The sequence below is a fragment of the Oceanibacterium hippocampi genome (assembly GCF_900172325.1).
Lineage (GTDB): Bacteria > Pseudomonadota > Alphaproteobacteria > Sneathiellales > Sneathiellaceae > Oceanibacterium > Oceanibacterium hippocampi.
Genome location: NZ_FWFR01000001.1, coordinates 75,149 through 102,136, shown reverse-complemented (window position 1 = coordinate 102,136; position 26,988 = coordinate 75,149). Strand labels below are relative to the sequence as shown.

The following is a 26,988-nucleotide window of genomic DNA, read 5'->3' as shown; positions in this document are numbered from 1 at the left end:
CGCTTCGATTCAGGCAGGGTTCGTCAGTTGGTCATCAGGTTCGGCAGCCAGGTGATCAGCTCCGGATAGGCGATGAACAGGCCGACGGTCGCCACGTCGGCCAGGAAGAAGGGCCAGATGCCCCGGAACACGTCCTGCAGCGGTATGTCCGGTCTGACCCCGTTGACGACATAGCAGTTGAGGCCGATCGGCGGGGTGACCAGGCAAATTTCCGCCATCTTGACGACGATGATGCCGAACCAGACCGAATCGTAGCCCAGCGCCATGACCGCCGGATAGACGACCGGGAGGGTCAGCAGCAGCATGCCGATCGCGTCCATGAACATGCCGAGGATGGTATAGCCGAGCAGGATCATGATGATGATCGCGAACGGTGGCAGCGGCAGGGCGACGATCCATGCGGCGAAGGCCTCGGGCAACTGCGCGAAGCCGAGGAAGCGGACGAAGACCAGAACGCCCCAGATGATGGAGAAGATCATCACCGTGAGCGTCGCCGTCTCGAGCAGCGCGTCCTTCAGTTTCGCCCAGCCCATGCCGCGGGCCATGGCCATGCAGAAGACGACGAAGGCGCCGACGGCGCCGGCCTCGGTCGGCGTGGACCAGCCGAAATAGATGCCACCGAAGATCACCAGAACGACCGCGATGATCGGCGAGATGCCGGGCAGCGAGCGCATCCGGTCACCCCAGGTGAAGCCACCGACGGGTGGCCCGAGCTTCGGGTTGAGCTTGGCCCGGCCGATGATCAGTGCGACATAGATGAGGGCCGAGATCATGCCGGGGATGAAGCCGGCGAGCAGCAGCTTGCCGACCGATTCCTCGACGATGATCGCGTAGATGATCAGGATCGCGCTTGGCGGAATGAGCGAGGCCAGCGTGCCGCCGGCGGCGACCACGCCCGCAGCCAGCCGCCGGTCGTAATTGTAGCGCAGCATCTCGGGGATCGCGATGCGGGCAAAGACGGCGGCGGTCGATGTGCTGGCGCCCGAGACGGCGGCGAAGCCGGCAGTCGCCAGGACGGTCGCGACGGCGAGACCGCCGGGCACCCAACCGAACCATTTCCGCGCCGCGTCGAAGGCGGCGGCCGTGATCCCGGCGTGGAAGGCCAGGTAGCCGATCAGGATGAACATCGGCAGCACGCTGAGCGTGTAGGAGACCGATTTCGAATGGGGAATGGTGCCGGCGAGGCCGGCGCCCGGCCCCCAGCCGAGGAGCACGACCAGCCCGATCAGGCCGACCGCGGAGGCGGCGAAGACGACACGAACGCCGAGAAGGACCAGGACGAGCAGCCCGCCCATCCCGATCAGGCCGACGGTGAGCGGATCCAATTCCATGACCTAGCCCCGCTGGGACGGCGATGCGCCGTTCTTGTCGGAGACGTAGGCGTCCTCGATCTCGATTCGCGCCTTCGTCTCGATGTCGTGCACGGTTGTCACGGCGACCGGCGTCGCGTCGGGCCGTATCGACAGCCGGATGAAACCGGCAAGCTGCAGCACCAGCCGAAGCCAGAGAACGGAAAAGGCGATCGGCACGAGCAGCTTGGACGGCCAGACCGGGAATTCAGCATCGATCGTCGTATCGCCGTATTCCCAGGCCCGGAGGAAATGATCGAAGCTGTGGGGGATGAAGATGCTGACGATGACGATCGAGAAGACGATCGCGATCGCCTCGACCACCCAGAGCGTGCGGCCGGACAGATGGCTGACGACGAGTTCCATCCGCACATGGGTGCCGAAGCGCTGGCAATAGGCGACGCCGAGGAAGGCGAAGAGCGCCGTCGATTGCTCGACGAGGTCGATGTAGCCGTAGACCGGTATGTCGAACAGTTTGCGGCCGACGACCTGCGTGACGCCCAGCAGCATCAGGAAGAAGATGCCGAACGCGGCAATGAAGGTGAAGGACTTCTCGACGCGGAAAAGAAGGGCGTCGAAAAACAACAACTGAGCGCCGTCGTGCGACGACGACGATGGGGAATGCGTCATGCCACCGATCCGGGCTACGGCGTCCGGGTGCCGGGCGGGTGATCGTCGCCGACCCCGCCCGGCACCCGATCCACTGTTGTTACATGGAAGCCTTGGCTTCGCTGAGGATCAGGTCGATCAGTTCCTGGCCCGGCAGCTTCGGATTGTCCTTGACCCACTCGTCCCAGACCACCTTGCCGGCCTTCTCCTGGAAGTCGGCGCGCTGCTCCTCGGTATAGGTGATTTCCGTAAGCTTCTCGCGCAGCATCGGCAGGTTCTTGGCGTCGATGTCGGCATAGGCCTTTTTCTGCACGGCGTAGATCTCGTCGCGCATGCCCATCAGCAGATCCTTGTACTGCTGGGGCAGCGCGGCATAGGCGTCCTTGTTGAATACCGCCGGGCATTCCGAGGTGCCGGGGCTCAGATTGCCGGTGAACCAGTCGGCGATCTCATGCAGCTTGTAGGCGACATGGGCGTAGGTATAGGGGAACGAGGCCGCGTCGACCGTGCCACGCTCCAGCGTCGTGTAAACCTCGGTGGCGGGGACGGTCGAGAGCGTCGCGCCGAGCTTCTCCATCGCGCTGCCGATGCCGCCGCCGGCGCGCACCCGCATGCCGGCGAAGTCTTCCGGCTTGTGCGGCTCCTTGCCGCGGCCGAAGAATTCGTACTGCGGCAGGATGGTCGAGACATAGGTCATCGCGTTCCAGCGATCCATGTCGGCGACCAGGGCCGGATGTTCGTAGAGCTTGCGCGTCACGCGGATCCGCACGTCGGGATCGCCGAGCGGGAGGAACGGCAGCGTGAACACCATGAAGGCCGGATTCTTGCCCGGATGGTAGAAGTTGCAGAACATCGCGCCCTGCGTCGCGCCAAGCTTGACGCCGTCCAGGGTTTCCTTCGGCTTCGAGAATGAGCCGTAGCCCATCGTGATGGTGAATTTGCCGCCGGTCCGTTCCTTGACCTGCTCTGCGGCATATTCCATGCCTTCGGTGAATGCCCGGCGCTTGCCCCAGACCGCGAAATTCCAGTTGACCTTCGGTCCGTCAATGATCTCGGCGGCGTTCGCCGGTACGGCGGTCACGCTCACTCCGAACGATCCGACGACCGCAAGGGCAGCGCCGGCCAATATCCCACGAAGTACCATCAATAATCCTCCCGTTTTGACGTTTGATAATCGGTTCTCGAATTGCGACCATTCATAGAGGTCGTTCAATCGTGCCGCTTTGAAAGGAAGCATAGCCAAGCTCCGGGGGAGCCACAAGCGAACTCAAGGTTGCTCGTGAAACCTTTTGTCTGGCTCGCGAATGTTGCGGCGCGGTATCGCGGACACGCTAATATCGAAGGACCGGGATCAGTCTTGCGGAAAGAGGCGACGGCATGTTCGCGATGAATCCAATGGTGGCGGGGGCCATCGAACCACCGATCGCCGAGGCCGACGGCTGGCTCGACGGCCTGGTTCCCGATCCGGCCCGCCCGATTCTGCCGATGGCGCAGGCGGTGCCGGCCTATCCGCCGCCCGACGACCTGCTTGACGATCTTGCCGCGCGGATCCGCCGGCCCGGTTCGTCGCGCTACACCGCCATCACCGGAGTCCCGGATCTCAGGGCGGCGCTCGCCGGGCACATGCAGGACGAATACGGCGGTGTCCTGCAGGCGGCGAACGTACTGATTTCCGCCGGCTGCAACCAGGCCTTCTGTCTCGCGATCTCGGCTCTTGCCGGGCCCGGCGACGAGGTCATCCTGCCGCTGCCCTATTACTTCAATCACCAGATGTGGCTCGACATGCAGGGGATTGTCGCCCGGTATCTGCCGTTCCGGCCCGATCGGGGCGGTGTGCCCGACCCCGCCGAGGCGGCCCTGCTGATCGGCCCGCGGACCCGGGCAATCGTCCTGGTGACCCCGAACAACCCGACCGGCACGGTCTATCCGCCCGAGGTGATCGCCGCGTTCCGCGACATCGCGCGGGCGCGCGGGATCGCGCTGGTGCTCGACGAAACCTACAAGGACTTTCGCGAGGAAGGCGGTGTGCCCGCGCACCACCTGTTCGGCGATCCGGAATGGGGCGAGACCGTCATCCAGCTCTACAGTTTCTCGAAGGTCTATTGCCTCACCGGTCACAGGGTCGGCTCGATCATCGCCGACCCGACGTTCATCGCCCGGGCCGCAAAGATCATGGATACGCTGGCTATCTGCGCGCCGCATACGGGTCAGATCGCCGCGTTGTACGGGCTCCGCAACCTGGACGCCTGGCGCGAGGCGAACCGGCGGACGATGGCGGCGCGGCTCGACCGGGTGCGCGCGATCTTCGCCGACCGGCCGGGCGGCTTCGAGCTCGCCGGCGCCGGGGCCTACTTCGCCTATGTCCGCCACCCGTGGCCCGGCCGCCCCGCGGCCGAGGTTGCCCGCGACCTGGTGCGCGAGGCCCGCGTTCACTGCCTGCCGGGATCAATGTTCGGTCCCGGGCAGGAGGATTATCTGCGCCTCGCCTTCGCCAATCTGGGCGAAGCCGCGCTCGCGGCCCTCCCGGAACGCCTGGCCTTTGCGAACGCGGCCCCGAGTATGGCCGGATCAGGCCATGTTTGAGGTCGCCGAGCAGAAACATTCGCTGAACAAGGAGGCTTACCGGGAAGCGGTCGAGACACTGCGCTTCGATCTCCTCTCCCGTCAGCTCGAACTGGCGGAGAAGCGCGATTTCTCGGTGATCGTCGTTGTTTCCGGCGTCGATGGCGCCGGCAAGGGCGAGGCGATCCATTCCCTGTTCGAATGGATGGATCCGAAGCACATGAAGGCCCACGCCTTCGGCGAGCCGACCGAGGAGCAGCGCATGCATCCCCGGATGTGGCGCTACTGGCACGCCGTCCCGCCGAAGGGCGAGATCGCCGTCGTCTTCGGAAGCTGGTATTTCGACCCGATGCGGGCCCGCGTGCTGGGCGAACGGGACGCCGCGAGCTTCGATCGCGAACTCGGCGCCATCAACCGCTTCGAGGCGATGCTTGCCAGCGAAGGCGTGCTGATCCTGAAGCTCTGGTTCCACCTCTCGCTCGAGCAGCAGAAGAAGCGGCTGGCGGCGATCGCGCGAAAACCCAGTCCCGGTCTGCACGTGCTGGCGGAATGGTCCGGCGTCGCCAACCACGCCGCCGTCAACGAGACCAGCGAGACCGTCATCCGCCGGACCAATGCCGCGCATGCCCCCTGGATCGTCGTGCCGAGCGCCGACGGGCATTATCGCGACGTGATGCTCGGCCGCACCATCGCCGACGCGATTGGCGAACGAATGGCCGGCAAGGAACCGGCCCGGCCGGAGGCGGTCAGCATGACCGCGCCGTCGATCGACGGGCGGACGATCCTCGACAGCCTCGATCTCGGGAAGTCGCTGGACAAGTCGAGTTACGAACGACAGCTTGCCCGTTATCAGCACAGGCTGTTCAAGCTGGCGGAGAAGGGGGCCTTCGACGGGCGCGCGGTGGTCACCGTCTTCGAAGGCTGGGACGCCGCCGGCAAGGGCGGCGCCATCCGCCGCATCGTCCGCGCCCTCGACCCGCGCATGGTGCGGATGTTCCCGATCTCCGCGCCGAGCGAGGAGGAACTGGCGCACCCCTATCTGTGGCGTTTCTGGCGCCGCCTGCCGCGCCATGGCCAGCTATCGGTTTTCGACCGGTCCTGGTATGGCCGGGTGCTGGTCGAGCGCGTCGAGGGATTCTGCGATGAAGCCGACTGGCAACGCGCCTATACCGAGATCAACGACTTCGAGACCCAGCTCGCGGACGACAATTACCTGGTGCTGAAATTCTGGCTGCACATCAGCAAGGACGAGCAGCTGAAGCGCTTCAAGGCGCGCGAGCAGACCCCGTTCAAGCAGTACAAGATCACCGACGACGACTGGCGTAACCGGCGTCAGTGGGATGCCTACGCGGTCGCCGCCAACGACATGATCGAGCGGACCAGCACCCGGGCCGCGCCGTGGACGCTGATCGAGGCCGAGGACAAGCGCCATGCCCGTGTCAAGGTCCTGAAGACATTGTGCAAACGGCTGGAATCGGTGCTCTGAGGGCGGATTTCCGGGGGCCATGCTCCGGATCGCGGTGCCGGGCAAAAAAAGGGGAGGCCCGGACCGCACGGTGTCAGCCAACAGGGGGCGTTGGACAGGGGGACGCCTGACACCGGTACCGGTCGCGGGCACTCCGAGTTGCCTTGCTCGCAAACACGATACGCCGCAATTGCCGCCTGTCTACGGGCCTCACCGCCTCTTGATCGGACGTGATCGACGATCAGCCGCCACTGCCGTTGCGCCGGGCATGGGCGGCGGCGGCGATGCAGAGGATCTCGTACATGATCGTCGCGCCGACCAGCGCGGTATTGCCCGACGGGTCGAACGGCGGGGCGACCTCGACCACGTCGCCGCCGATGATGTCCAGATCGCCCAGCGCGCGGATCATGAGCTGTGCCTCCAGCGTCGAGAAGCCGCCGACTTCCGGGGTCCCGGTGCCCGGCGCATAGACCGGGTCGAGGCCGTCGACGTCGAAACTCACATAAACCGGGCCGTCGCCGACAACACGGCGGGCCTCGGCGATGGCGCCCTTCACGCCGATCTCGTGGAATTCCTCGATATAGATGACGCGCATGCCGCTCTCGTGGCTGAAGCTCCAGATTCCGAGGTCGTTGACGCTGCCCCGGATACCGATCTGGATGGTCCGCTTCGGATCGAGAAGGCCCTCCTCCACGGCCCGGCGGAACGGCGCTCCATGATGGAATTTCGAGCCCAGGTAATCGTCGCCGGTATCGCAATGGGCGTCGAAATGAACCATCCCGACCGGGCGATCCGCGGCGATCGCGCGGAAGATCGGCAGGGTCACCGAGTGATCGCCGCCGGCCGAGACAGGGACGATCCCGGCCGCCTGCACGGCCTTGTAGAAGGCCGCGATCTCGTCATGCGCGCCTTTCAGCTCGAACGGCTGCTCGACCCAGGCGTCGCCCAGATCGGCGATCCGGCAGAGCGCGTAGGGATCGATCTTCGTCGCATGGTTGATGCGGCGGATCAGGCTCGACTGGTTGCGGATCTCGCGCGGGCCGTGGCGGGCCCCCGGCCGGTTGGTGACGCCGCCGTCGAACGGCACGCCGATCAGCCCGATGTCGAGGCCGGTCCAGTCCTCCGCGTAGGGCGTGCGCATGAAGGTCGGGATGCCGGTATAGCGCGGTCGGACCTTCGGGTCGGCGAACTCGGGATAGCGATAGGTCATGGTGCAACCTCGGGGCTTGCGGGTTCAGTCTTCCTTGGCGGCCCAGGCGCCAAGCAGGCGCGGCAGGTCGCCGAAGCGGGCGATCAGGCCGAAAATCGTGACGGACATGGCCATGAAGAGCACGGCGACGACCGCCATGACCGGCGAATAGCCGTAGCGGAGCGCGTTGAAGATCTTGACCGGTAGGGTCTCGTAGGTGAAGCCGACGGTCATGAAGGCGATGATGTATTCGTTCAGGCTGAGCACGTAGGCGAAGGCGAAGCCGGACAGCATGTAGGGCCGGATCAGCGGCAGGATCACGGTGCGGACAACGGTGATCTCGCCGGCCCCCATCGTGCGCGCCGCCTCGACGACCTCGCGGTTGATCGCCTCGAAGCCGAGCGAGGTGGTGATCAGCGGCAGCGCCGTCAGGAAGATCGCGTGCGCGATCACCACGTTCTCGAGCTGGCCGTGGTTGCCGGCCGAGGTCCAGAAGATCAGGTAGCCGAGCGCGAGGATGACCGGCGGCAGCATGAAGGGGGCGATGCCGAGGCCGTAGAGGGCCTTCGCGTAGGCGAGCCCGTGGCGCCAGAGCAGGTAGGCGATCGGCACGGCGATCGTGAGCGCGAGCAGGCCGGCGAGGGTGGCAACGATCAGGCTGCGCTCGACCGCCGCGAGCCAGCCGGCGTCGGCGAACAATTCGCCGTACCAGCGCAGCGACAGGCCCTCCGGCGGGAAGGAAAGGAAGCGTTTCTCGTTCAGCGAGATCCCGGCGATGACGATCAGCGGAAGCGCCAGGAAGACAGCGACCAGGGTCATGAAGGCGGTACGGAGCAGGCGCATCAGGCTGCCTCCTGCCGGCGTTCGAGCCACAGCACCGCCATCACCAGGACGACCGTGATCGCCATCAGGAAGCTGGCAAGCGCGGCGGCGAACGGCATGTTGGCGTTGAAGACCGCCTGGTCGGTGATCAGCACCGACAGGGTCCAGTGTTCCGGTTTGCCCAGGACCTGCGGGATCAGGTAGGCGCCGATGGTGAAGACGAAGATCATGATCGCCGCGGCGGTGATCGCCGGGCGCATCACGGGCACGACGGTGCCGAAGAAGGTGCGGAGTGGCGAGGCGCCCAGCATGCGCGCCGCTTCCGGGATCTCCGGCTCCAGCCGGCTGAGCGGCGGATAAAGCACCAGCACCGAATAGGGCAGGACCAGATAGACCAGCGCCAGCACGACCGCGCCGAAGGACGGGTAGAAGCTCGATGCCCGCTCGACCAGCCCGAGCCAGACGGCGACATTGCCGATCCCGGCGGTACGCGACAGCAGGACCTGCCAGCAGAAGGCGATCAGCACCTCGGAAAGCGACAGCACGGCAAGGATGAAGATCAGCCAGAGCACCTGCGCGCGGCGCGGCAGGCGCGTCAGGTGATAGGTGAAGGGAAAGCCGATGGCGATGCAGATCGCCGCGACCAGGGCGGCGATCCCGACCGAGAAGAGCGTCGTGCGCAGATAGACCGGCTCGAAAATGCGCCGGTAGTTGTCCGCCTCGAAGGCGAACTCGTAGAAACCGTCCGGGACACGGTGGGCGACGCTGACCGCGAGCATGAGGGCGAAGGGGATCAGGAAGAAGATCCCGATCATGAGTGCCGGGTAAATGCCGGCCAGATGGCCGGCGCGCGTCCCCGCGGTGTCGCCGGCGGGCCTCATCGGTCGAGGGCGACGAGCGCCGCCGCCGGAAGTTCCAGCGCCGTCGTCGTGCCAACCGCGAGCGGCGGACAATCCTTCGGCGCGGCCACGGCGATGAGCGGTCCGGCCGCGCTGTCGAGGTGGATCTCGACCGAGGCGCCGACGTCGCGCAGGAAGCGCACGGTACCGTCGATCCGGTTGGGGCCGGCCGCTCCCGCGCCCAGGATCTGTACTTCCTCCGGGCGGATCAGCAGGGTCACGGCGCCTTCGTTCGAGGTTTCCGTGCCGCCGGATACGGCGAGCCGGAGGTCGCCGATCCGCGCCGCGCCGGGGCCGGCCCGCTCGGCCGTCAGCAGGTTGCTGGCCCCGATGAAGTCGGCGACGAAGCGGTTCGCCGGATTGCGATAGATCTCCAGCGGCGGCCCGATCTGCTGCACCCGGGCCTCGCTCATGACGACGATCAGGTCCGACATCGTCATTGCTTCGCGCTGGTCGTGGGTGACGACGATCGTGGTGATGCCGAGGCGCTGCTGCAACTGGCGGAGCTCGACCTGCATGGCCTCGCGTAGCTTCGCGTCGAGCGCCGAGAGTGGTTCGTCGAGCAGGAACAGGCTGGGTTCCATGGCGAGCGCCCGGGCGATCGCGACGCGCTGGCGCTGGCCGCCCGACAACTGGCTGATGGCCCGGTCGCCGTAGCCGTCGAGCTGGACGAGGGCGAGCAGTTCCTCGACCCGACGCGCCCGCTCGGCCTTGCCGACATTGCGGATCCGGAGGCCGTAGCCGACATTGTCGCCCACCGCGAGGTGGGGGAACAGCGCCAGCGACTGGAAGACCATGCCGATATTCCGGCGATGCGGGGGAAGCCCGGTCAGATCCTGGCCATCGAGACGGACCCGGCCCCTGCTCGGTGTCTCGAGCCCGGCGATCAGTCGGAGAAGCGTGGTCTTGCCGCACCCGGACGGGCCCAGGAAACAGACGAAACTGCCGCCCGGGATGGCGAGCGAGACATCGGCGACGGCGGTGACGGTGCCGAAGCGCTTCGTGACGCCCTCAAGTGCCAGTTCGTGCATGGGTCCCCGTGGTCGTGTCAGTCGCGGCGATGCCCGGGGGGCGGCGGAACGCGGGCGCTCCGCCGCCTGCCGGTCAGCCGGCGGTGATCATCGCCGTCCATTTCTCCGAGATCCAGTCGCCCCATTTCAGGTAGATGTCGTATTGCGGGACGATCGGCGGAATATCGCTCGCGACGGCAGCGAACTCGTCGTCGCTGAGGTCGAGATGCTTGCGTGCGACGACCGGCGCGGTCCCGACCTTGCGGGCGAGCGTCGCCTGCACCGCCGGGCTCGAGGTGTAGTCGATGAAGGTCTGGGCCTGATCCAGCATCTTGGAGGCCTTGGATACCACCCAGAAGCCGGAATCGACGACGCCGCCCTCCTTCGGGAAGGTCGAGCGCACGGGGAAGCCGTCGGCCGCCGCGAGCCCGGTCACGTCGTGATAATACTGGCCCATCGGGATCTCGCCGTCCTGCAGCGCCTGCTGGAACGTGCCCTCGTCCTTGTACCAGAGCCGGACATTCGGCTTCACCTCGGCAAGCTTCGCCAGCACCTTCTCGATCCCCTCCTGGGTCTTGAGGATATCGGGGCCGCCGAAGTAGGTCGTCGCGGTGATCTCCAGCAGGAAGGAGTTCTGCGGCAGTGCGAGCAGGCCGAGCGTGTCCTTCTTGTCCGCCGCCCACATGTCGGCCCAGGAAGCCGGGGCGTCCGGGAACGTCTTGGTGTTCGAGCAGAGCGTGATGTACCAGGACACCGCCCCGACACCATAGGTGCTGCCGTCGTCATATTTCTCGATGAAACCCGAGCTGACGTTCGCGAGATTCGGGATCTTCGCCGTGTCGAGCGGCGCCCAGAGTTTCGCCGAGGCGCCGCGCAGGCGCGGCACACCGGCCATCATCGACACGTCGGCCGGCGCAATCCCGGCGCGGGCGGCGTTCTCGAGCTGGACCAGCCAGGTGGAGCCGGTCGGCTCGGCGATGGACTGGACCTCGATGCCGGTCGCCTTGGTGAATTCCGGATAGACGTGCTTGACGAAACTCTCCTCGAAATAGCCGCCGTAGGTACCGACCTTGAGCGGCTCCGCGGCCCGGGCCGGGCGGATAAAGGGCGCCGCGACGGCGCTCGCGCCAAGCGCGGCGGCGCCGGCCAGCACATGGCGGCGGGTTACGCCGTGAGCGCGCCCGGACGCGCCCTGGTGGGTCTTGTCGATTGTCTTCATTGCACAGCCTCCTGTTGCGTCAGCTTCGTGACACCCCACGTCCGGCCGTCCTGTTCGCAGGCTGCCGGGCGCTCTGCTCAACCCTGTACTGACTTGCCCGTTATGAAGGCCGCCCTGTCGCGACCGATCCTTCGGGATTCCCGTCATCATCCTGTTTCGTGACTAATGCGACTGTTGCTTCTGATAAATTCCAAATGGCAAAAGCTGAGTTCTGAAATTGTCGAAGTGATGGAAGGCGCAAACGGGATGTCCAGTCAAGGCCTGGCCGATGTCGATCTGAAGATGCTCCGGGTTTTTGCCACGGTCGTCGATTGCGGCGGCTACGCGGCAGCGCAGATCCGGCTGAACCTGAGCGCACCGTCGATCAGCGGCTACATGTCGGCGCTCGAGCGGCGTCTCGGCATGCGGCTCTGCCGACGCGGGCGGGGCGGCTTCGAACTGACCGAAAAGGGGGCCGAGGTCTATCGCGAAAGCCAGCGCCTGTTCGCCGCGATCGATGACTTCACGGCGGTTACCGGGGCGCTGCGGGGTCGGCTGCTCGGCAATCTCAAGGTCGGCATGATCGATTGCGTGATCAGCGACCCGGCGACGGTCATCCATCATGCGATCCGTCGCTTTCACGGGCGCCGGAACGAGGTCCATCTGGAACTGGTGGTCGATCGCCCGCAGGAACTGCAGCGCGCGGTCCTGGACGGACGGCTGGACCTTGCCTTCGGCTTCTTTCCGGACCCGGTCGACGGGCTGGAGAGCCGCCCCCTCCATGACGAGACGCTGGAGTTCTATTGCGGCCATCTGCACCCGCTCTTCCCGCAAGAGAAGGTCTCGCCGGACGACCTTCAGGCGCATCGCGTTGTCGCCCGCGGCTACTGGCGGCGGGAGGATATTGCCCGCGTCGGCGCCGTCCGCCATGCGGCAACCGTCTATCACATGGAGGCGCAGGCCCTGCTGATCCTCTCGGGCCGTTACCTCGGTTATCTGCCCTGCCACTACGCGGCGGCCTGGGTCGACGCCGGCGAAATGCGCTCGCTTCTGCCCGAGCAGCTTCGCTATCATTCCACCTTCGCGCTGATCACCCGGCGGAACCCCCGGCCGTCACTGGTGCTGAGCACCTTCCTGACGGATGTCGAAGCGGCGATGAACGAATTGGCGCAGCCGGGCAAGGACCGGATGCGAGCGGCGGAGTAGGCGATGGCGAACCATGTCCCGACCGGAAGCCCGGCCTCGAAGCCGGTGACAGTGGCGCTGCTGCAGGCGGCCAGCGATAGCGGCGACGTCGCCGCCAACCTGCGGCGCCTGCGCCGGGTCGCCGGCGAGGCCGCGGCCGCCGGCGCCGCGATCCTGGTGACACCGGAACTGTTCCTGAGCGGCTACAACATCGGCGACAGGATGTGGGAACTTGCCGAGCCGGCGGACGGCCCGATGGCGGCGACGGTCGGCGAGATCGCCCGCGAGGCCGGGATCGCGATCGTCTATGGCTATCCGGAAAGGGTCGGCCGCGATGTCCACAACAGCGCCCAGGCGATCGACCGGGCCGGCCGGCCTGTCGCCAATTATCGCAAGGTCCATCTCTACGGGGCCGAGGAGAAGCGTCTGTTCCGCCCCGGCGACCGGTTCGTCACCTGCCGCCTCGAGGGTCTCGGTGTCGGGATCCTGATCTGTTACGACATCGAGTTCCCGGAACCGGCGCGGATCCTGGCGCTTCGGGGCGCCGACCTGCTGCTCGTGCCGACCGCGCTCGATCGCGGGACGCAGGAAGTGGCGACGCGGCTGGTCCCGGCCCGGGCGTTGGAAAACCGTGTCGCCATCGCCTATGCCAATCATTGCGGCATCGAGAACGGCTATCTCCATGCCGGGCTCTCGCTGATCGCCGCGCCGGACGGGGCGGCGCTCGCCTCGGCCCCGGCGGACGGCGAAATCCTGCTGGTTGCGCCGGTCGACATGGCCGCTTACCGGGCCCGTGATCTGCATTATCCCTATCTCGCGGAACGGCGACCCGATCTCTACGATGGGCTGCTCGAACAGGTGACGGCGCGGCGTGACGCGGCGAATGGCTGAGATCGTCGCCGGCCTGAACGCGGTTACCAAGAGGTTCGGCGCGACACAGGCGCTCGACGGCGTCAGCCTGCAGGTTCGGAAAGGCGAGATCCTCGCCCTACTGGGGCCGAACGGGGCCGGCAAGACGACGGCGATGGAGATCATGCTCGGCCTGCGCCGCCCCGACAGCGGCAAGGCGGAACTGCTTGGCGGCGACCCGCGCGATCCCTCGCGGCGGCTCGGCGTCGGGGTGACACCGCAGGACGCGGCCTTCCCGCCGCGGCTGAGCGGGCGCGAGGTGATCGAACTTGTCCGCGCGCATTATCCGTCGCCGAGGCCGACAGACGAACTGATCGTGCGTTTCGGCCTCGGCGATTTCGTCGATCGCCAGAGCGGCGGCCTGAGCGGTGGCCAGCGCCGCCGGATCGCCCTGGCGCTCGCCTTCGCGGGCGGCGCCGGGCTGGTTTTCCTCGACGAGCCGACGACCGGCCTGGATGCCGACATCCGTCGCGAATTCTGGGCCTTCCTGGCGGAATTCGCGAAGGCCGGCAATACCCTGCTGCTGACCACCCATTACCTGGAAGAAGCGGAGGCGCTGGCCAGCCGTATTGTCCTGTTGCGGACGGGACGGATTGCCATGACCGGCAGCGTGGCCGAGATCCGCAACCGGGTCAGGGCTCGGCAGGTCACCTTCCGGGCCGCGGAATGCCCGACCTTGCCGGCCGTCCTCGCGGCTGAAACCAACGGAGACTGCCACCGGATCGTCGCGTCCGACGCGGATCGGCTGGTCCGGGCACTGGTGCAGTCCGGCGTTGCCTTCCGCGACCTGGAGGTCGAACCGATGTCGCTGGAGAGCGCCTTGCGCACGATCGGCGATGACGGCGAGGGGGCTTCCCGATGCGCCTGACCGCCAGCTATTTCCGCGCCGGACTGAAGGAGCTGCTGCGCAATCCCGGCTATTGGGTCCCGACAATCCTCTTCCCGGCCATGCTGTTCAGCTTCTTCGGGGCGGAAATGGCCGGTGGCGGCACGCTCGCCGGACAACTCGGCACGGTTTCCTTCACCGTCTACGCGGTGGTCGGTGTCAGCTTCTACCAGTTCGGTGTCGGTGTCGCGCAGGATCGCGAAACGCCCTGGGAAGGGTATCTGAAGACCCTGCCGACCTCGCCGCGACCGCGCATCGCGGCCCGGCTGCTGACCGCGATCCTGTTCGCGCTCGGCGCCGCTGCCCTGGTCATCGCCGTCTCGCGCGCCGTCACCGGAACCTCGTTCTCCGCCGCGACGCTCGGCCAGCTTGCGCTCGTGCTGTTCGCCGGCGCGGTTCCGTTCACGCTGCTGGGAATCGCCATCGGCTACCTGACCAGTGCCCGGGCCTCTGTCGCGGTCGCCAACATGCTGTTCCTTCCGCTCGCCTTCGTGGGCGGGTTGTGGCTGCCGCCGCAGGCCCTGCCGGATCCGGTCGCGGCGATCTCGCCCTATACGCCGACACGGGAGCTGGCGGAACTCGCCTGGGCGGTCGTACTCGGCCGCTCGCCCGACAAGACCGCGATACTGGGCCTCATTGGCTATACCTTGCTGTTCGGGCTGGTGGCCGGCTGGGCCGCGGCGCGCGACCAGTGGACCCGTTACGGCTAGGCCGATCGCTCAGGCCGCCTCGTTCGCCAGCTTGACGAGGCTCGCGGCCAGCACCCGGGTGCCGGCGGCGGCATGTTCGGGCGTCGCCGATTCGGCCTCGTTGTGGCTGATCCCGTCGCGGCAGGGCACGAAGATCATCCCGGCCGGACACAGCTTCGCGATATTCACCGCGTCGTGCGAGGCGCCGGAATAGATGTCCCGGTGACGGCAGCCGGACTCGGCCGCGCTCTCGCGGATCAGATCGACGATGCGTGGCGTGAAGGTCAGGCAGGGCAGCCGGTGGTCGACGGCCAGTGCGACCCGGCAGGGGCCAGCGTAACCGGCGACGATTGCCTCGATTTCGGCCGACAGCCGGTCGAGCCGGGTTTCTTCCGGATGGCGCATGTCGATGGAGAAATGAACCCGGCTCGGTGTCGTGTTCGGCGAGTTCGGATAGAGATCGAAGCGGCCGATGGTGAAGCGGAGCCGATCCTCCGGATCGGCGGCGATCGCCCGGAGCTGGCCCATAAGGCCGATCGCGGCGGTCATCGCGTCCCTGCGGTCGCGCTCGGGCGTCGTACCGGCATGCGCTTCCATGCCCTCGATATCGATGCTGAAGCCGCGCAGTCCCTGGACCGCCTCGACGATACCGACCTCCATCGCCTCGGCCTCGAGGATCGGGCCCTGCTCGATATGGGCTTCCAGATAGGCATGGATCGGATAGCCGAACCCGGCCCGTCGCAAATCGGGGAAGGCGGCGAGGCAGGCGGCAAGCGCGTCCGCCAGGGTCGTGCCGTCGCTGTCGGTCGCCTTGGCGAAGGCACGCCAGTCGACGATTCCGGCGAAGGCGCCGGAGCCGAGGGTGCCCGGCTGGAAGCGGCTGCCTTCCTCGTTTGCCCAGGCGACGACATCGATCGGGCGGAGCGTTTCCAGTCCCGCGTCGTCGAGCGCGCGGAGCGCCTCGAGACCGGCGATGACGCCATAGGCGCCGTCGAACCTGCCGCCGGTCGGCTGGCTGTCGAGATGGCTGCCGGTCATCACCGGGGCGAGATCGTCGCGGCGGCCCGGCCGGCGGATGAAGAGATTGCCGATCGCGTCGCCCAGCACCACGTAGCCGCGGTCGCGGGCTTCCGCGATCAGCAGCTTGCGGGCGGCGATATCCTCGGCCGAGTAGGCGAGCCGGCGGACCCCGCCCTTTGCCGTCGCGCCGATCTCGGCCAACTGCATGAGCGTGGCCCAGAGCCTGTTTTCATCGACGGCCGCTGCGGCACGCGCCGCCTGATGATCGTTCCGCATCGGCGCCGCCTACGAACGCTCGCAGGTGGCGCTGAAAGTGATCTTCGGCCAGTCCTGCATTGCCCGGGTGAGCGACCACGAGTTCCGTGCCATGAAGACCGGATTGTCGTCACGATCCTCGGCCATCGAGCCCTGGTTGCTGTCGATGAAGCGCTTCATTTCGCCGGCGTCGGCCGCGGTGACCCAGCGCGCGGTCTCGTAGGGGGCCGCCTCGAAACTCGCCTCGACCTCGTATTCGGCGGCGATCCGCGCCGCCAGCACGTCGAGCTGCAGCGCGCCGACGACGCCGACGATCCAGCCGGCGCCGATCAGCGGCTTGAACATCTGGGTGACGCCTTCTTCCGCCAGATCCTCCAGCGCCCGGCGCAGATGCTTGGCCCGCATCGGATCGAGCAGGCGCACGCGACGGAGGATTTCCGGGGCGAAGTTCGGGATGCCGGTGAAGCGCAACGCCTCGCCTTCGGTCAGCGCATCGCCGACGCGCAGCGTACCGTGGTTGGGAATGCCGACGATGTCGCCGGCATAGGCGTCCTCGGCGAGACCGCGGTCCTGGGCGAAGAAGAAGATCGGGTTATGCACCGCCATCGTCTTGCCGCTGCGCACGTGGGTCAGCTTCATGCCGCGCTCGAACCGTCCCGAGCAGATGCGGAAGAAGGCGATCCGGTCGCGATGCTTCGGATCCATGTTGGCCTGGACCTTGAAGACGAATCCGGTCACGGCCGGCTCTTCGGGCGTCACGGCCCGTGGCTCGGCCGGCTGGGTCCGGGGCGGCGGGGCATAGGCGCCGACGGTCGCGAGCAGTTCGGTGACGGCGAAATCGCGCAGCGCGCTGCCGAAGAGCACCGGCGTCAGGTGTCCGCCGCGATACGCCTCGAGATCGAAGGGCGGGCAGACGCCGCGGACGAACTCGATATCCTCGACCAGCTTGGCATGCTCCTCGGTATCGAGCACCTGGCCGATCCTGTCATCGTCCGGTCCCTCGCACGCGATGACGGCGCCGAAGCGCTTGCGATCGGCCTCGGCGAAAACCATCAGGCGGTCGTTCACCAAGTCGTAGCAGCCGCGGAAGTTCCGCCCCATGCCGATCGGCCAGAGCAGCGGGGTCACGTCGAGCGCCAGCGTCTCGGCGATCTCGTCGAGCATTTCCAGCGACTCGCGGGCTTCGCGGTCCATCTTGTTGATGAAGGTGACGATCGGCACGTCGCGCAGCCGGCAGACCTCGAACAGCTTGCGGGTCTGCGGCTCGATACCCTTGGCCGCGTCGATCACCATGACGGCGCTGTCGACCGCCGTCAGCGTGCGATAGGTGTCCTCGCTGAAATCCTCGTGGCCCGGCGTGTCGAGCAGGTTGAAGACATGCTCGCCGGCCTCGAAGGTCATCACCGAGGTGGTGACCGAGATGCCGCGCTTGCGCTCGATCTCCATCCAGTCAGAGCGCGCCCGGCGGCGCTCGCCGCGTGCCTTGACGTCGCCGGCAAGATGGATGGCGCCGCCGTTCAGCAGCAGCTTCTCGGTCAGCGTCGTCTTGCCCGCGTCCGGGTGCGAGATGATCGCGAAGGTACGCCGTTTCGCAACGGCGGTTTCGCCCCTGACGGGCAGTGCGGCGGCCTGTGACACGGCTCAAACTCCAGCAATTCGACTGATCGCGGCCCGGGGCCAGCTGTTCCCGCCGGATCATGGCGGGCGATGTCCGGGGCGCCGCCCCGAAGGCGGCAGCGCGCGGCGTCGGCCCGGCGCCGGCGGTGATAGCACGCGGCGGCGCATCAGGAAAGGGCGCGGCCGCCCGACGGCGCGTTAACGGGCTGTTCAGCAAAGTCTGTTCGACTGTGCGTGGAATTGCGAATCCGGCTGGCGGCCGGAGCGGGGAAGACATGCAGACCGACATTTACAACAAGGCGCAGGCCGACGATGGGCCGGAGGTGGCCGGCAATACGGGCCGCCCCGAACGGCGGTTCCGTATCGGCCTGCAAAGCAGTCTGATCCTCGTGGTCCTGGTGACCGTCGCGCTGGCCGCGGCGGCCGTTCACATCCCCTGGCAATATACCGCCCGGCAGAATGTCGCCGACATCGCGCGCCAGCTCAACGGCGAGATCATTGGCGGCATCAAGTCGGAGGTGCAGGGCCTGTTCGCCGAGGCGGAATCCGCCCAGACGACGCTGCACGACCTGCTGGCGAAAGGGACCGTCGATATCGAGGATCCGCGCCGGCGCCGCGAGCTGTTCCTGTCCTTCCTCGAGGCGTCCTCGCATTTCTCCTGGGTCAGCTTCGGCTATCCCGACGGTGGATTCTTCGGTGCCCAGCGCCGCGACAACGTCAATTTCCGGGTCGCGACCAGCCGCTGGGATCCGGCACGGGAACAGGCGTTTCGCCAGACCGACTTCTATGTCCGCGACGGCCACGAGCTCTATTTCACCCAGACCAAGGACGCCACGAACGACTATTACTCGCCGGATCGCGAGTGGTACAAGCTCGCGACCGCGACGTCGGGTCCGATCTGGACGGACGTCTACGTCTTCGCGTCGAGCGGCAAGCCGGGAATCAACACGGCCCTCGCGCTCGATATCGACGGTGAATTCGCCGGCGTCGTGTCGATCGCGATCGAGCTCGAGCGCCTGTCGCTCTACCTGAAGACGATTTCCGTCGGCGAGCACGGCACCGCCTTCATCATGAACGGCGAGGGCGAGCTCATCGCCTTTCCCGATACCGACGAGGTGCTGAGCCAGGCGGGCGACGGCGAGCGGGCGGCGCTGCGCACGCTCGGCAGTTCCTGGCAACCGCTGTTGCGGATCGCCAGCGCCGCCCTGCAAAGCGGTCATGTCCCGCTCGCCAGTCTCCGGGAGACCCGCCAGACCACCTATCGCGACCCGGCCAGCGGCGACGACTATTTCGTGACCTTCGCCCCGGTCGGTCACGGCGACTGGCTGATCGGTACCGTGGTCCCCGAAAGCGATTTCCTGACCCGGGTGAATGAGAACACGAGGAAGCTGATTTACGCGCTGGCCGCGGCGATCGCGATCGTCGCGCTGGCGGCGATCCTGGTCTCGCAGTTGCTGTTCGTGCGTCCGCTCAACCGGATGATCGGACAGGCGAGCCGGGTCGAGCGCTTCGAACTCGACGCGGTCAGCGAGGAACGTTCGATCGTCAGCGAGATCGACCGGCTTTCCGCCGCGATATACCAGATGAGCCGGGGGCTCGGTTCGTTCCGGAAATACCTGCCGACGGAGCTGGTCCGCCAGTTGACCGCACGCGGCATCCTGGCCGAGCCGGGCGGCGAGCGGAAGACGCTCACCATCATGTTCAGCGATCTCGCCGGCTTCACCGAACTGACCGAGCGGATGGGGCATCGGATCCTGCCGCATCTCGCCGACTACCTGACCGCCATGTCGCGCGAGATCGCGGTCAATCGCGGTACCATCGACAAGTATATCGGCGATGCGATCATGGCCTTCTGGGGTGCCCCGCGGCCGGACGACGAACATGCCGTGGCGGCCTGCCGCGCGGCGCTCAACTGCCAGCGCCTGCTCGAGGTGATGCGTATCGAATGGGCGCGCGAGGGGCGCCCGGAATTCCGCGCCCGGATCGGCATCAATTCCGGCCGGGTGATCGTCGGCAACATCGGCTCGCAGGAAAAACTCGATTATACCGTGGTCGGCGACCCGGTGAATCTCGCGGCCCGGCTGGAAGGGCTGAACAAGGACTACGGCACCGAGATCATGATCGGGCCGGCGACCTATGAAATCGCGAAATACGACATCATCGCCCGCAAGCTCGACCATGTCGCGGTCAAGGGCCGCGAAGAGGTTCAGGCCGTCTACGAGCTTCTGGCCATGCAGGACACGGTCAGTCCGACCGCCGACTTCGGCTGGATCACCGTCTACGAGCAGGGCCTCGAACAGATGCGCAATCGGCGCTACAAGCCGGCGATCGAGCATTTCCAGACGGTGATCGAGCTTCGCGGCGGGTCCGACCGCCCGTCGACCGAGATGATCCGGCGCTGTCGCGAACGGATCGCCTGCGAGACGCTGACCGACAAGGAAACGGGGGCGGCGGCGCAGAGCGAGACGGTTGTCGCCGGCCTGCCCGCCAAGATCGCCGGTGGCGCCGGGTCGATCCGCAGCGCAATCTGAGACGCCGCTAGCGAGCCTCCAGGCAGCCCAGTCCGGCGAGCGACGTCCGTACTGCATCGGCCAGCGGGGTATGCGGTTCGCTGCCGAGAAACGACAGCAGCGACCGGTTGTCGAGCCGGATTGCCTCTTGCCAGAGATAGCGCATCTCACCGATCTCGCGGAACAGCGGCACGACCGGAGACAGTAACGTCACCAGCGGCCAGGGGAAGCGACGGATGGGCGCCTCGGGCCTTCCGGCTGTTTCGCGGATCGTTTCCGCGAGGCCGATCCCGCGCTCCAGATAATGTCCGCCGAAATGAAAGCGGGCGAAACGGGGCAGTGCGTCCTCACGCTCGGCGAGCCGGACCATGGTCTCTGCCAGATCGGGAAGGTAAGCCCAGGCGTGACCGACCTCCGGCAGGCCCGGATAGGTCACGCTGCGCAGTGGTTTGCCGGGCTTGACCATCACGGTCTGGAACCAGGAGGCCGGCGCGTCCGCGCCGAAAAAGTCGCCGGCCCGCACGATCAGGACCCGCAAGCCCCGGGCCGACCTCGCTTCGAGATCGGCCTCCATCTCGACCCGGATGCGGCCTTTCCGGGTTGCCGGATGCTGCGGCGCGTCCTCGGCCAGGACGGGCCAGGCGTCCGGCCCGAAATTGTAGACATTGCCGGGGAGGATCAGTCGGGCCCCTTCCGCCTCGGCGGCGTCCGCCGCGTGCGCCAGCATCGGCAGGGCGAGCTTCCGCCAGTTGCGGTAGCCCGGCGGGTTCGCCGCATGCAGGACGACCGCCGCGCCCGCCGCCGAGCGCCGGACATCGGCGGCGGTCATCGCGTCGCCAGCCCGCCAGTCGACATGTTCGAGATCGGGCCGCTTCCGCTGTGCCGCCACGGGGTCGCGATGCAGCGCGCGGACCCGCCATCCGTGCCGGTGAAAGACCGCCGTCGCGGCACCGCCGAGGCCGCCCGTCGCGCCGATGATGAGGATCGTGTCTGGCATGGGTTCCCTCCGTAGCCGGTTCCCCGACAGGATCGAGCCATCATGAATGAATATCAATTGGCTAAGAATGACCAGTAGATATACAAGAATGAATAATGAGCCGAACCGACGACTGGGACCTTTATCGCGCCTTCCACGCGGTCTTCCGCGCCCGCTCGCTGTCGGGTGCGGCACGCCTGCTCGGCAGTACGCAGCCGACGGTCGGACGCCGGATCGACGCCCTGGAAACGGCGCACGGGACGACCCTGTTCGTACGCTCGCGCCATGGCCTGGCGCCGACCGAAGCGGCACAACTGCTCGCCCCGCATGCGGCATCGATGGCGGCGGCACGGGCAGCGATCGGCCGGGCGATCTCGGGCGCCGGGGCGGAAGAGGGCGGGACGGTCCGGGTCACGGCCAGCAACGTGATCGGCGCCGAAATCCTGCCCGCGGTACTCGCCGGTTTCGGCGCTGACAACCCGGGGATCGCGGTTGAACTCGCGCTCTCGAACCGGAACGAGGATCTGGGACGGCGCGAGGCCGACATTGCCGTGCGCATGATCCGGCCGACGCAGGCGAGCTATGTCGCGCAGAAGCTCGGTACGGTCAGTCTCGGACTCTTCGCCCATCGCGACTATGCCCGCCGTCACGGCCTGCCGAAGACTGTCGCCGATCTTGCCGGACACACGCTGATCGGGCCGGACGATGACGCGCTGCTCGGCCGGCTGTTCCGTGACCATGCGCCGGACATGCAGCGCGAGCGGCTGGCCTTCCGTACAGACAGCGAGCTTGCGCAGCACGCCCTGCTACGGGCCGGGGCCGGAATCGGCGGCATGCAGGTCCCGCTTGCCGCACGCGATCCCGCGTTGCTGCCTGTCCTGCCGGACGATTTCCGGCCGACGATGGAAATGTGGCTGGTCATGCATGGCAACCTGCGGCTGAACCGCCCGGTGCGCCGCCTCTATGACCACCTGGCGGAGGCATTGCGCGGTTACCTGCGGGCGGAATAGCGGCAGCGGCGCGTCAGCCGTCGGAAGGCAACTTCCTGGCGAGGTTCTTGCCGTTCTCGCGCACGACCCGGCCGTCGGGGGCATAGATCGTGCTCGCCCCCTCGAGGAAGGAGAACGGCACCCGAAGTCCGATGTGGCGGGCGCGGCGGAAATTGATCGCGATGTCCGGCGGCGAGACGAGGCCGACCGGCATGGCGCCGGGCTCGGCGCCGTCGAGCACGGCGATCCCGTAGAGCGCCGCCAGGTGGGCGTTGCTTTCAAAGCTGACGCCGATCGAGATGACGGCGCTCTCGTCGCCCTCGGCAACGACCTCGGGCACGACCGACAGCACCGGCACCGGCCCGGCATGGGCGTTGATCGTCGCGATTTCGCGAAAGACCGACGTGGACCCGGTCACCCAGAAGATGCTGTCATCGAGTTCGGGGTCGTTCTCTCGCAGGCTCGTCAGCATGGCGGGGATCCGCAGGGCCAGTTCCGCTCCGGCGTTGCCGCGCTCGGCGACGCCGAGTTCGCGAACCGTGATCCCGGCGGCGGCGGCCAGGGTCGCCATCGGTCGGACCTGGGTTTCGACCGCGCTCACATTCTGCTCGGCATAGAGCAGCACCAGGTTCTTGAGATCGGGCCTGAGCCGGTTCAGATAGGCGAGTTGGACCTCGACCGGGACGTTCAGCGAGGTGTAGGCAAAGTTCCTGCCGCTGCCGCTGTCGTAATCGTCGAGCTGGCCGAGCAGGACCGGATCCTTCGAGCAGATCGTCACCACCGGGATCGGCCCGCCCATGAAGCGGTCATGCATGAAGGCGGTCGCCGCGGAGCCCATGCTGTAGATCAGGTCGTAACGCTGAGCGACGGCCTCGGCGATCAGTCGTTCGCCCCCGGCCGCGTCGCCGTCGAAGATGGCGGCTGTGACGCTGGCATCGACATCCTTCTGGGCCAGGACACGCAGAACACGGCTGATCGCGGTGTCATAGGCAGAGGAGCGCTTCGTGTAGAGCACGAAGATGCGTTTCGAGGGCGCGTCCCCCGCATCGGCCCGGAACAATGTCACCGATTTTCCGTCGTCGGTCGTCAGGTGGCGCCAGTCGTGGGCGACCGCGTCGTCGACGGCGAACCAGTCGGTCAGCGCCCCGGCACAGGCGGGCGAGGCGGAGGCCCCGGCGGCGAGGAACAGCCAGGCGAGCAGGATGTGGCGGCGGGCTGTCGTCATCGTATCAGACCCCGCCGCTTGCCGAGGACAGGGACCGGGGCCGGGAACCGCCCAGCGGGATCACGAAAAGCAGCGCCATTGCCGCGATGGCGGCGCCGACGTAAGCGATGGTCAGCGGGTCGTGGTCGGTCCAGAGCAGGAACTGGCCGAGAAGGAGCGGGCCGGCGACATGGCCGAGCCGCTCGAGGAAGCGATAGGTCGCGGTCGCCGAACCGGAGCCGATGCCAATCGAAACCGGAAGGCGCGAGACATGGGTGACGACGGGGGCATTGATGAAGCCATGCGCCAGGCCGAGCGTGAGGACGCCGATGGCCAGAGTTGCCAGCTCGACATGGGGCAGCGGCACCAGCGCGGCGAGGCGGGGCGAGCCGCTTGCCCCGATCGCGACGAGCGCGAGGGCGCTCAGCAGCGCGCCCCAGAACAGCACCGGGGTGGTCTGGCCGACCCTGTCGACGAGCCGGGAAACCTGGCGGCTGGCAATCAGCACGCCGGCGCCGTAGAGCATGATGAGCTGGCCGATATCCTCCTTCGCGAAACCGGCGCCCGAGAGCACCAGCGGCAGCGCGAAAATCGCCACGCCAGTCAGCACGGCCTTGGTCGGAATGCCGATCAGCAGCATCGTTCGAAGGAAATCCCGGTCGGCTATCAGCGCTTTCAGGTCGCCGCCCATGCGGGCCAGGGTCCGGCCGATGCCGCCGGCGGCGGCCGCGTCGGGCGATGACGGGCCGAGATCGGCGATCTGCAGGAAGCAGTTCAGGAAGGTAAGACCGGTGATCGCCGCGGCGACCAGGAAGACCCCTTCCGGCCCCATGTAGGCGACCAGCAGGCCGCCGATGGCCGAGCCGGAAATGATCGCGCCGTTGAACGCGAAGACGATGATCGCGGCCCCCTGGGTCCGCTTCGATTCCTGCGCCATGCGCAGGATGTAGCTTTGCACGCCGATGAACAGGGCGCCCTGACCGATACCCGAGAAGGCCCGTGCGGCGGCGACCAGAGGAAGCTCGTGGGCAAATGCCATGATGAGGAGCCCGCACGCGGCGAGCGCCAGTCCGCCCAGCATCAATGGTCGCGGCCCCCGCAGTTCGGCCAGACGCCCCGCAGGAACCAGGATCGCGGCGAAACCGAGAAAATAGGTCATGAAAAGCAGGTCCTTGACCTGTCCCGGCATGCCGGCGCCCTCTGCGATCTCGGCCATCAGCCCGGGCAGGAAGGCGGCGTTCAGCGCCTCGACGAAGACCGCGAGGAAGAAGATCGGCGTCACCAGCGCGAGCTTCAGGTCCCCGATCTCGGGCTCCGTCAACCCGGGGGCCTGCTCGCCCGGCCGCGTCGCGACACGCAGTTGCCGGGTTACGGCGGCGCCCTGCATGAGCAAGAGCGCCAGGAAGGCGCAGGCGACGAAGAGCACGGCGAAGTTCTTCACGCTTCGTGCGACCTTGCCGAGGATCACGTCGTACGGCACCGCCACCGCGAGACGGATCGCGTTGCCGTCGCCGACCGCCGCCAGGTACTCGAAATTATCCGGGTTCGACAGCCATGCGGCGCCGAGCCGTTGCGGATCGGTACCGATCGCGATCCGACCGTCGCGGATCAGGGCGATTTCGCCGATCTCGGGATTGAGCCGCCGATAATCGGCGAAGGTCGTGTCGAGGCCGTCGATATCGGAGAGGTCGAGGTCGAGCGCGAAAACCTGGCCGAGGCGCTGGCCGAGCGAATTGCCGAGTGCCGCCGCCTTGCCCTGAACTGCCTCGGAATAGAGCGATGCGATCGACCATGTGACCAGGCTGGCCATGACGAGGAAGACTGCCCCGTATACGATCCTGTGCCAGAAGATCGGCCGCCGTCGCGCGGCGACCTCGATCGCCAGGGCGATGACGGCAATGGCGAGGGTGAGCAGCCCGACGATCCGGACAAGATCGCGGAAGCGGGCATCGACGGCGGCAACCAGGCTGTCGCTCCGAACCGTCAGGACAAGTTGTCCGAGCCGTTCGAAGCGGCTCGCGAGCGGAAGCGTCACATGATCGTACAGATCGTCGCGGACGACGCCGAAGCGCATCGACGGGCCGCCGTCGCCGGCTGAAGGCACCCCGGCGGGCGGAAACGTGAAGCCGGTGCGCTGCTTGCTGAAACGGACCCTGCTGTCGTTGTCGACGACGGTGATCCCGACAAGCCCGTCGTCGGAGAGCATGACCGGTTCGGCGATCGTGTCGAAGCCGATGAACTGTTCGAGGGGCAGGCCCGCCTTCAGGAAGGTTTCGATGGCGTTCTGCAGGATCTCGCCTTCGGCGGCCAGCCTCTCATGCTGGAAGGCCGAATAGGTGCGCAGCGCCTCGCCGTATCCGACATAGGTCAGCAGGAGCAGCGAGAGTGCGCCGATGGCGGCGATGGGGACGCTGTTCAGGAACCGTTGCATCGCGACGCGCTCAGTCGACCAGCGCCGCGATATGCGGCACCGTGTCCTTGCGGTCGGCGAGCAGCAGGTGAAGGGTGTTGGCGATCTGCGAGAAGATCAGGTCGTCGTAGCTCATCCGTTCCCGCGCAAGGCCCGAGCTGAGCAGGCAGGTGCGGTCCGGACCCGGTTGTTTGAGGTCCGGTTTCGGGTTGGCCTCGAGGATATGGAGGCGCCCTTTGTCATCGCTGCGGAGATCGATCCGGATCAGCGTCTCGCAATTGAATTCCATGTAGATCTTGCGGGCCAGCGCGCCCAGTTCCTCGACCAGCTCGGGCTCGAATTCCGGATCGACCGCGTGGAAGCGCCGGCCGGTGATCGGCTTCACGTCCATCGACGTGAAGATCCGTTCGCCGGCGTCGAAATGTCGTTCGACGGCGGAGAAGGCGAACGGGGCGCCGAGATGCTCCAGGACGCCGCCGCGCGAAACGACCGGGCCGGCGACACCGATGCAGAATTCGCGGCCGGGGAGGTATTTCTCGATCAGGACCAGGTTGCGGGTCTTGGCGTAAATCGCGTTGACCGCGTCGACCAGGCTTTCGACATCGTCGACGACATGGACGTCCAGCGAGGCGCGCCCGGAGTCCGGCTTGGCGATGAACGGTCCGGCATAGTCGCCGAACGCGCGATGAAAGCGGCCGGTTTCGTGCGGCCGGAAGGCTCCACCGCCGCCGCGCCAGGCCATGAAGCGCGAGGTCGGCAGGCCGGCGGCAACCAGTTCGCGCTTGAAAACATGCTTGTTGTCGAAGGCCGAGGCGTTGAGCGGGCTGTGCCCGACATAGGGCATGCCGAGCATTTCCAGCAGCGCCGGCGCATGGCAGAGGGGATTGTAGCCCTGAACGCCGCCACTGTTCAGCCAGGCCAGATGGGTCCTGGCCTGCCTCAGGCGGTCGCCGAGCCGCATGTCCTCGGGCAGCAACTCGACCTGGCGGAAGCCGATCCGGCGAAGCGCGGCAGCAATGTCGCCGGCGACTTCCTCGTAACTCTTCCAGGTCCGCGGGTTGTGGCTCCGGTAGATCACGCTGCCGGGATCTTCCTTGTCGCCGCCGTGGATGACGGCGATTCGCAGCGACCGGAACAGCCGAGAAAGCTCGCGCTCGCCGAACGCGGGGCGCTGGCGGGAGTCCGGGCCATTCGCGATTTCGTACTGGAACATCTGTGCCCGTCTCTCGGGTTCG

At 67.0% G+C, this 26,988-nt stretch carries 22 protein-coding genes; 8 read left to right on the top strand and 14 right to left on the bottom strand.

Features of this window, described 5'->3' with window-relative positions:
* Window positions 1-23: 23 nt before the first annotated feature.
* The 3 genes from OCH7691_RS00425 to OCH7691_RS00415 all read right to left on the bottom strand — a co-directional run bounded on the left by OCH7691_RS00425 (window position 24) and on the right by OCH7691_RS00415 (window position 3,039).
* Window positions 24-1,331: a TRAP transporter large permease gene (locus OCH7691_RS00425; protein WP_085881461.1), complete on the bottom strand. Its 1,308-nt coding sequence runs from the start codon at window positions 1,329-1,331 to the stop codon at window positions 24-26.
* A gap of 3 nt (window positions 1,332-1,334) precedes the next feature.
* Window positions 1,335-1,979: a TRAP transporter small permease subunit gene (locus OCH7691_RS00420; protein WP_085881460.1), complete on the bottom strand. Its 645-nt coding sequence runs from the start codon at window positions 1,977-1,979 to the stop codon at window positions 1,335-1,337.
* 79 nt (window positions 1,980-2,058) lie between these two features.
* Window positions 2,059-3,039 carry a type 2 periplasmic-binding domain-containing protein gene (locus tag OCH7691_RS00415; RefSeq protein ID WP_217807724.1) on the bottom strand — a complete coding sequence of 327 codons (981 nt, stop codon included), beginning with the start codon at window positions 3,037-3,039 and terminating at the stop codon, window positions 2,059-2,061.
* Window positions 3,040-3,335: 296 nt separating this feature from the next.
* Between OCH7691_RS00415 and OCH7691_RS00410 the strand changes: the two genes are divergently transcribed.
* Complete coding sequence (locus OCH7691_RS00410) at window positions 3,336-4,541, top strand: aminotransferase (RefSeq protein WP_085881458.1); 1,206 nt, start codon at window positions 3,336-3,338, stop codon at window positions 4,539-4,541.
* Complete coding sequence (gene pap, locus OCH7691_RS00405) at window positions 4,534-6,006, top strand: polyphosphate:AMP phosphotransferase (RefSeq protein ID WP_085881457.1); 1,473 nt, start codon at window positions 4,534-4,536, stop codon at window positions 6,004-6,006. Before OCH7691_RS00410 ends, pap begins: the two co-directional genes overlap by 8 nt.
* Window positions 6,007-6,226: 220 nt before the next feature.
* Here pap and speB read toward each other — a convergent pair whose 3' ends face one another.
* The 5 genes from speB to OCH7691_RS00380 form a co-directional block, all read right to left on the bottom strand.
* The gene (gene speB, locus OCH7691_RS00400; protein ID WP_085881456.1) at window positions 6,227-7,195 is read right to left on the bottom strand and encodes an agmatinase; all 969 of its coding nucleotides are present in this window, start codon (window positions 7,193-7,195) and stop codon (window positions 6,227-6,229) included.
* A gap of 24 nt (window positions 7,196-7,219) precedes the next feature.
* Complete coding sequence (locus tag OCH7691_RS00395) at window positions 7,220-8,017, bottom strand: ABC transporter permease (RefSeq protein WP_085881455.1); 798 nt, start codon at window positions 8,015-8,017, stop codon at window positions 7,220-7,222.
* Window positions 8,017-8,877 carry an ABC transporter permease gene (locus OCH7691_RS00390; RefSeq protein WP_085881454.1) on the bottom strand — a complete coding sequence of 287 codons (861 nt, stop codon included), beginning with the start codon at window positions 8,875-8,877 and terminating at the stop codon, window positions 8,017-8,019. Before OCH7691_RS00390 ends, OCH7691_RS00395 begins: the two co-directional genes overlap by 1 nt.
* Window positions 8,874-9,926: an ABC transporter ATP-binding protein gene (locus OCH7691_RS00385; RefSeq protein ID WP_085881453.1), complete on the bottom strand. Its 1,053-nt coding sequence runs from the start codon at window positions 9,924-9,926 to the stop codon at window positions 8,874-8,876. Before OCH7691_RS00385 ends, OCH7691_RS00390 begins: the two co-directional genes overlap by 4 nt.
* 73 nt (window positions 9,927-9,999) lie before the next feature.
* A complete protein-coding gene (locus tag OCH7691_RS00380) occupies window positions 10,000-11,124 on the bottom strand; it encodes an ABC transporter substrate-binding protein (protein ID WP_085881452.1) in 1,125 nt (374 codons plus the stop codon).
* Window positions 11,125-11,370: 246 nt separating this feature from the next.
* Here OCH7691_RS00380 and OCH7691_RS00375 point away from each other — a divergent pair, with 246 nt between their 5' ends.
* The 4 genes from OCH7691_RS00375 to OCH7691_RS00360 are packed head-to-tail and all read left to right on the top strand — an operon-like array spanning window position 11,371 to window position 14,793.
* On the top strand, window positions 11,371-12,309 hold the full coding sequence (locus OCH7691_RS00375) for a LysR family transcriptional regulator (protein ID WP_176244875.1): 939 nt from the start codon (window positions 11,371-11,373) through the stop codon (window positions 12,307-12,309).
* 3 nt (window positions 12,310-12,312) lie between these two features.
* Entirely contained in the window at window positions 12,313-13,179 is an 867-nt protein-coding gene (locus OCH7691_RS00370; protein WP_085881450.1) for a carbon-nitrogen hydrolase family protein, read from the top strand.
* Complete coding sequence (locus OCH7691_RS00365; RefSeq protein ID WP_085881449.1) at window positions 13,172-14,065, top strand: ABC transporter ATP-binding protein; 894 nt, start codon at window positions 13,172-13,174, stop codon at window positions 14,063-14,065. The genes OCH7691_RS00370 and OCH7691_RS00365 overlap by 8 nt, the downstream gene beginning before the upstream one ends.
* Window positions 14,056-14,793, top strand: coding sequence for an ABC transporter permease (locus OCH7691_RS00360; RefSeq protein WP_085881448.1), 738 nt, complete (start codon window positions 14,056-14,058; stop codon window positions 14,791-14,793). Before OCH7691_RS00365 ends, OCH7691_RS00360 begins: the two co-directional genes overlap by 10 nt.
* Before the next feature lie 9 nt (window positions 14,794-14,802).
* Here OCH7691_RS00360 and OCH7691_RS00355 read toward each other — a convergent pair whose 3' ends face one another.
* Both OCH7691_RS00355 and OCH7691_RS00350 read right to left on the bottom strand, forming a co-directional pair.
* Complete coding sequence (locus tag OCH7691_RS00355; RefSeq protein ID WP_085881447.1) at window positions 14,803-16,068, bottom strand: M20 family metallo-hydrolase; 1,266 nt, start codon at window positions 16,066-16,068, stop codon at window positions 14,803-14,805.
* A gap of 9 nt (window positions 16,069-16,077) precedes the next feature.
* Window positions 16,078-17,685 carry a peptide chain release factor 3 gene (locus tag OCH7691_RS00350; protein WP_217807723.1) on the bottom strand — a complete coding sequence of 536 codons (1,608 nt, stop codon included), beginning with the start codon at window positions 17,683-17,685 and terminating at the stop codon, window positions 16,078-16,080.
* 254 nt (window positions 17,686-17,939) lie between these two features.
* Here OCH7691_RS00350 and OCH7691_RS00345 point away from each other — a divergent pair, with 254 nt between their 5' ends.
* Window positions 17,940-20,195 (top strand): adenylate/guanylate cyclase domain-containing protein, encoded by a 2,256-nt coding sequence (locus OCH7691_RS00345; RefSeq protein ID WP_176244874.1) that lies wholly within the window; start codon window positions 17,940-17,942, stop codon window positions 20,193-20,195.
* Between the two features lie 7 nt (window positions 20,196-20,202).
* Here the strand turns inward: OCH7691_RS00345 and OCH7691_RS00340 are convergent, their stop codons facing one another.
* Window positions 20,203-21,171 (bottom strand): NAD-dependent epimerase/dehydratase family protein, encoded by a 969-nt coding sequence (locus OCH7691_RS00340; protein ID WP_085881445.1) that lies wholly within the window; start codon window positions 21,169-21,171, stop codon window positions 20,203-20,205.
* 95 nt (window positions 21,172-21,266) lie between these two features.
* Between OCH7691_RS00340 and OCH7691_RS00335 the strand changes: the two genes are divergently transcribed.
* Window positions 21,267-22,160 carry a LysR family transcriptional regulator gene (locus OCH7691_RS00335; protein ID WP_085881444.1) on the top strand — a complete coding sequence of 298 codons (894 nt, stop codon included), beginning with the start codon at window positions 21,267-21,269 and terminating at the stop codon, window positions 22,158-22,160.
* A gap of 13 nt (window positions 22,161-22,173) precedes the next feature.
* Here the strand turns inward: OCH7691_RS00335 and OCH7691_RS00330 are convergent, their stop codons facing one another.
* The 3 genes from OCH7691_RS00330 to OCH7691_RS00320 are packed head-to-tail and all read right to left on the bottom strand — an operon-like array spanning window position 22,174 to window position 26,966.
* Complete coding sequence (locus OCH7691_RS00330; RefSeq protein WP_085881443.1) at window positions 22,174-23,364, bottom strand: ABC transporter substrate-binding protein; 1,191 nt, start codon at window positions 23,362-23,364, stop codon at window positions 22,174-22,176.
* 4 nt (window positions 23,365-23,368) lie between these two features.
* Window positions 23,369-25,774 carry an MFS transporter gene (locus OCH7691_RS00325; protein ID WP_085881442.1) on the bottom strand — a complete coding sequence of 802 codons (2,406 nt, stop codon included), beginning with the start codon at window positions 25,772-25,774 and terminating at the stop codon, window positions 23,369-23,371.
* A gap of 10 nt (window positions 25,775-25,784) precedes the next feature.
* Entirely contained in the window at window positions 25,785-26,966 is a 1,182-nt protein-coding gene (locus OCH7691_RS00320) for a D-alanine--D-alanine ligase family protein (RefSeq protein ID WP_085881441.1), read from the bottom strand.
* Between the last annotated feature and the right edge of the window lie 22 nt (window positions 26,967-26,988).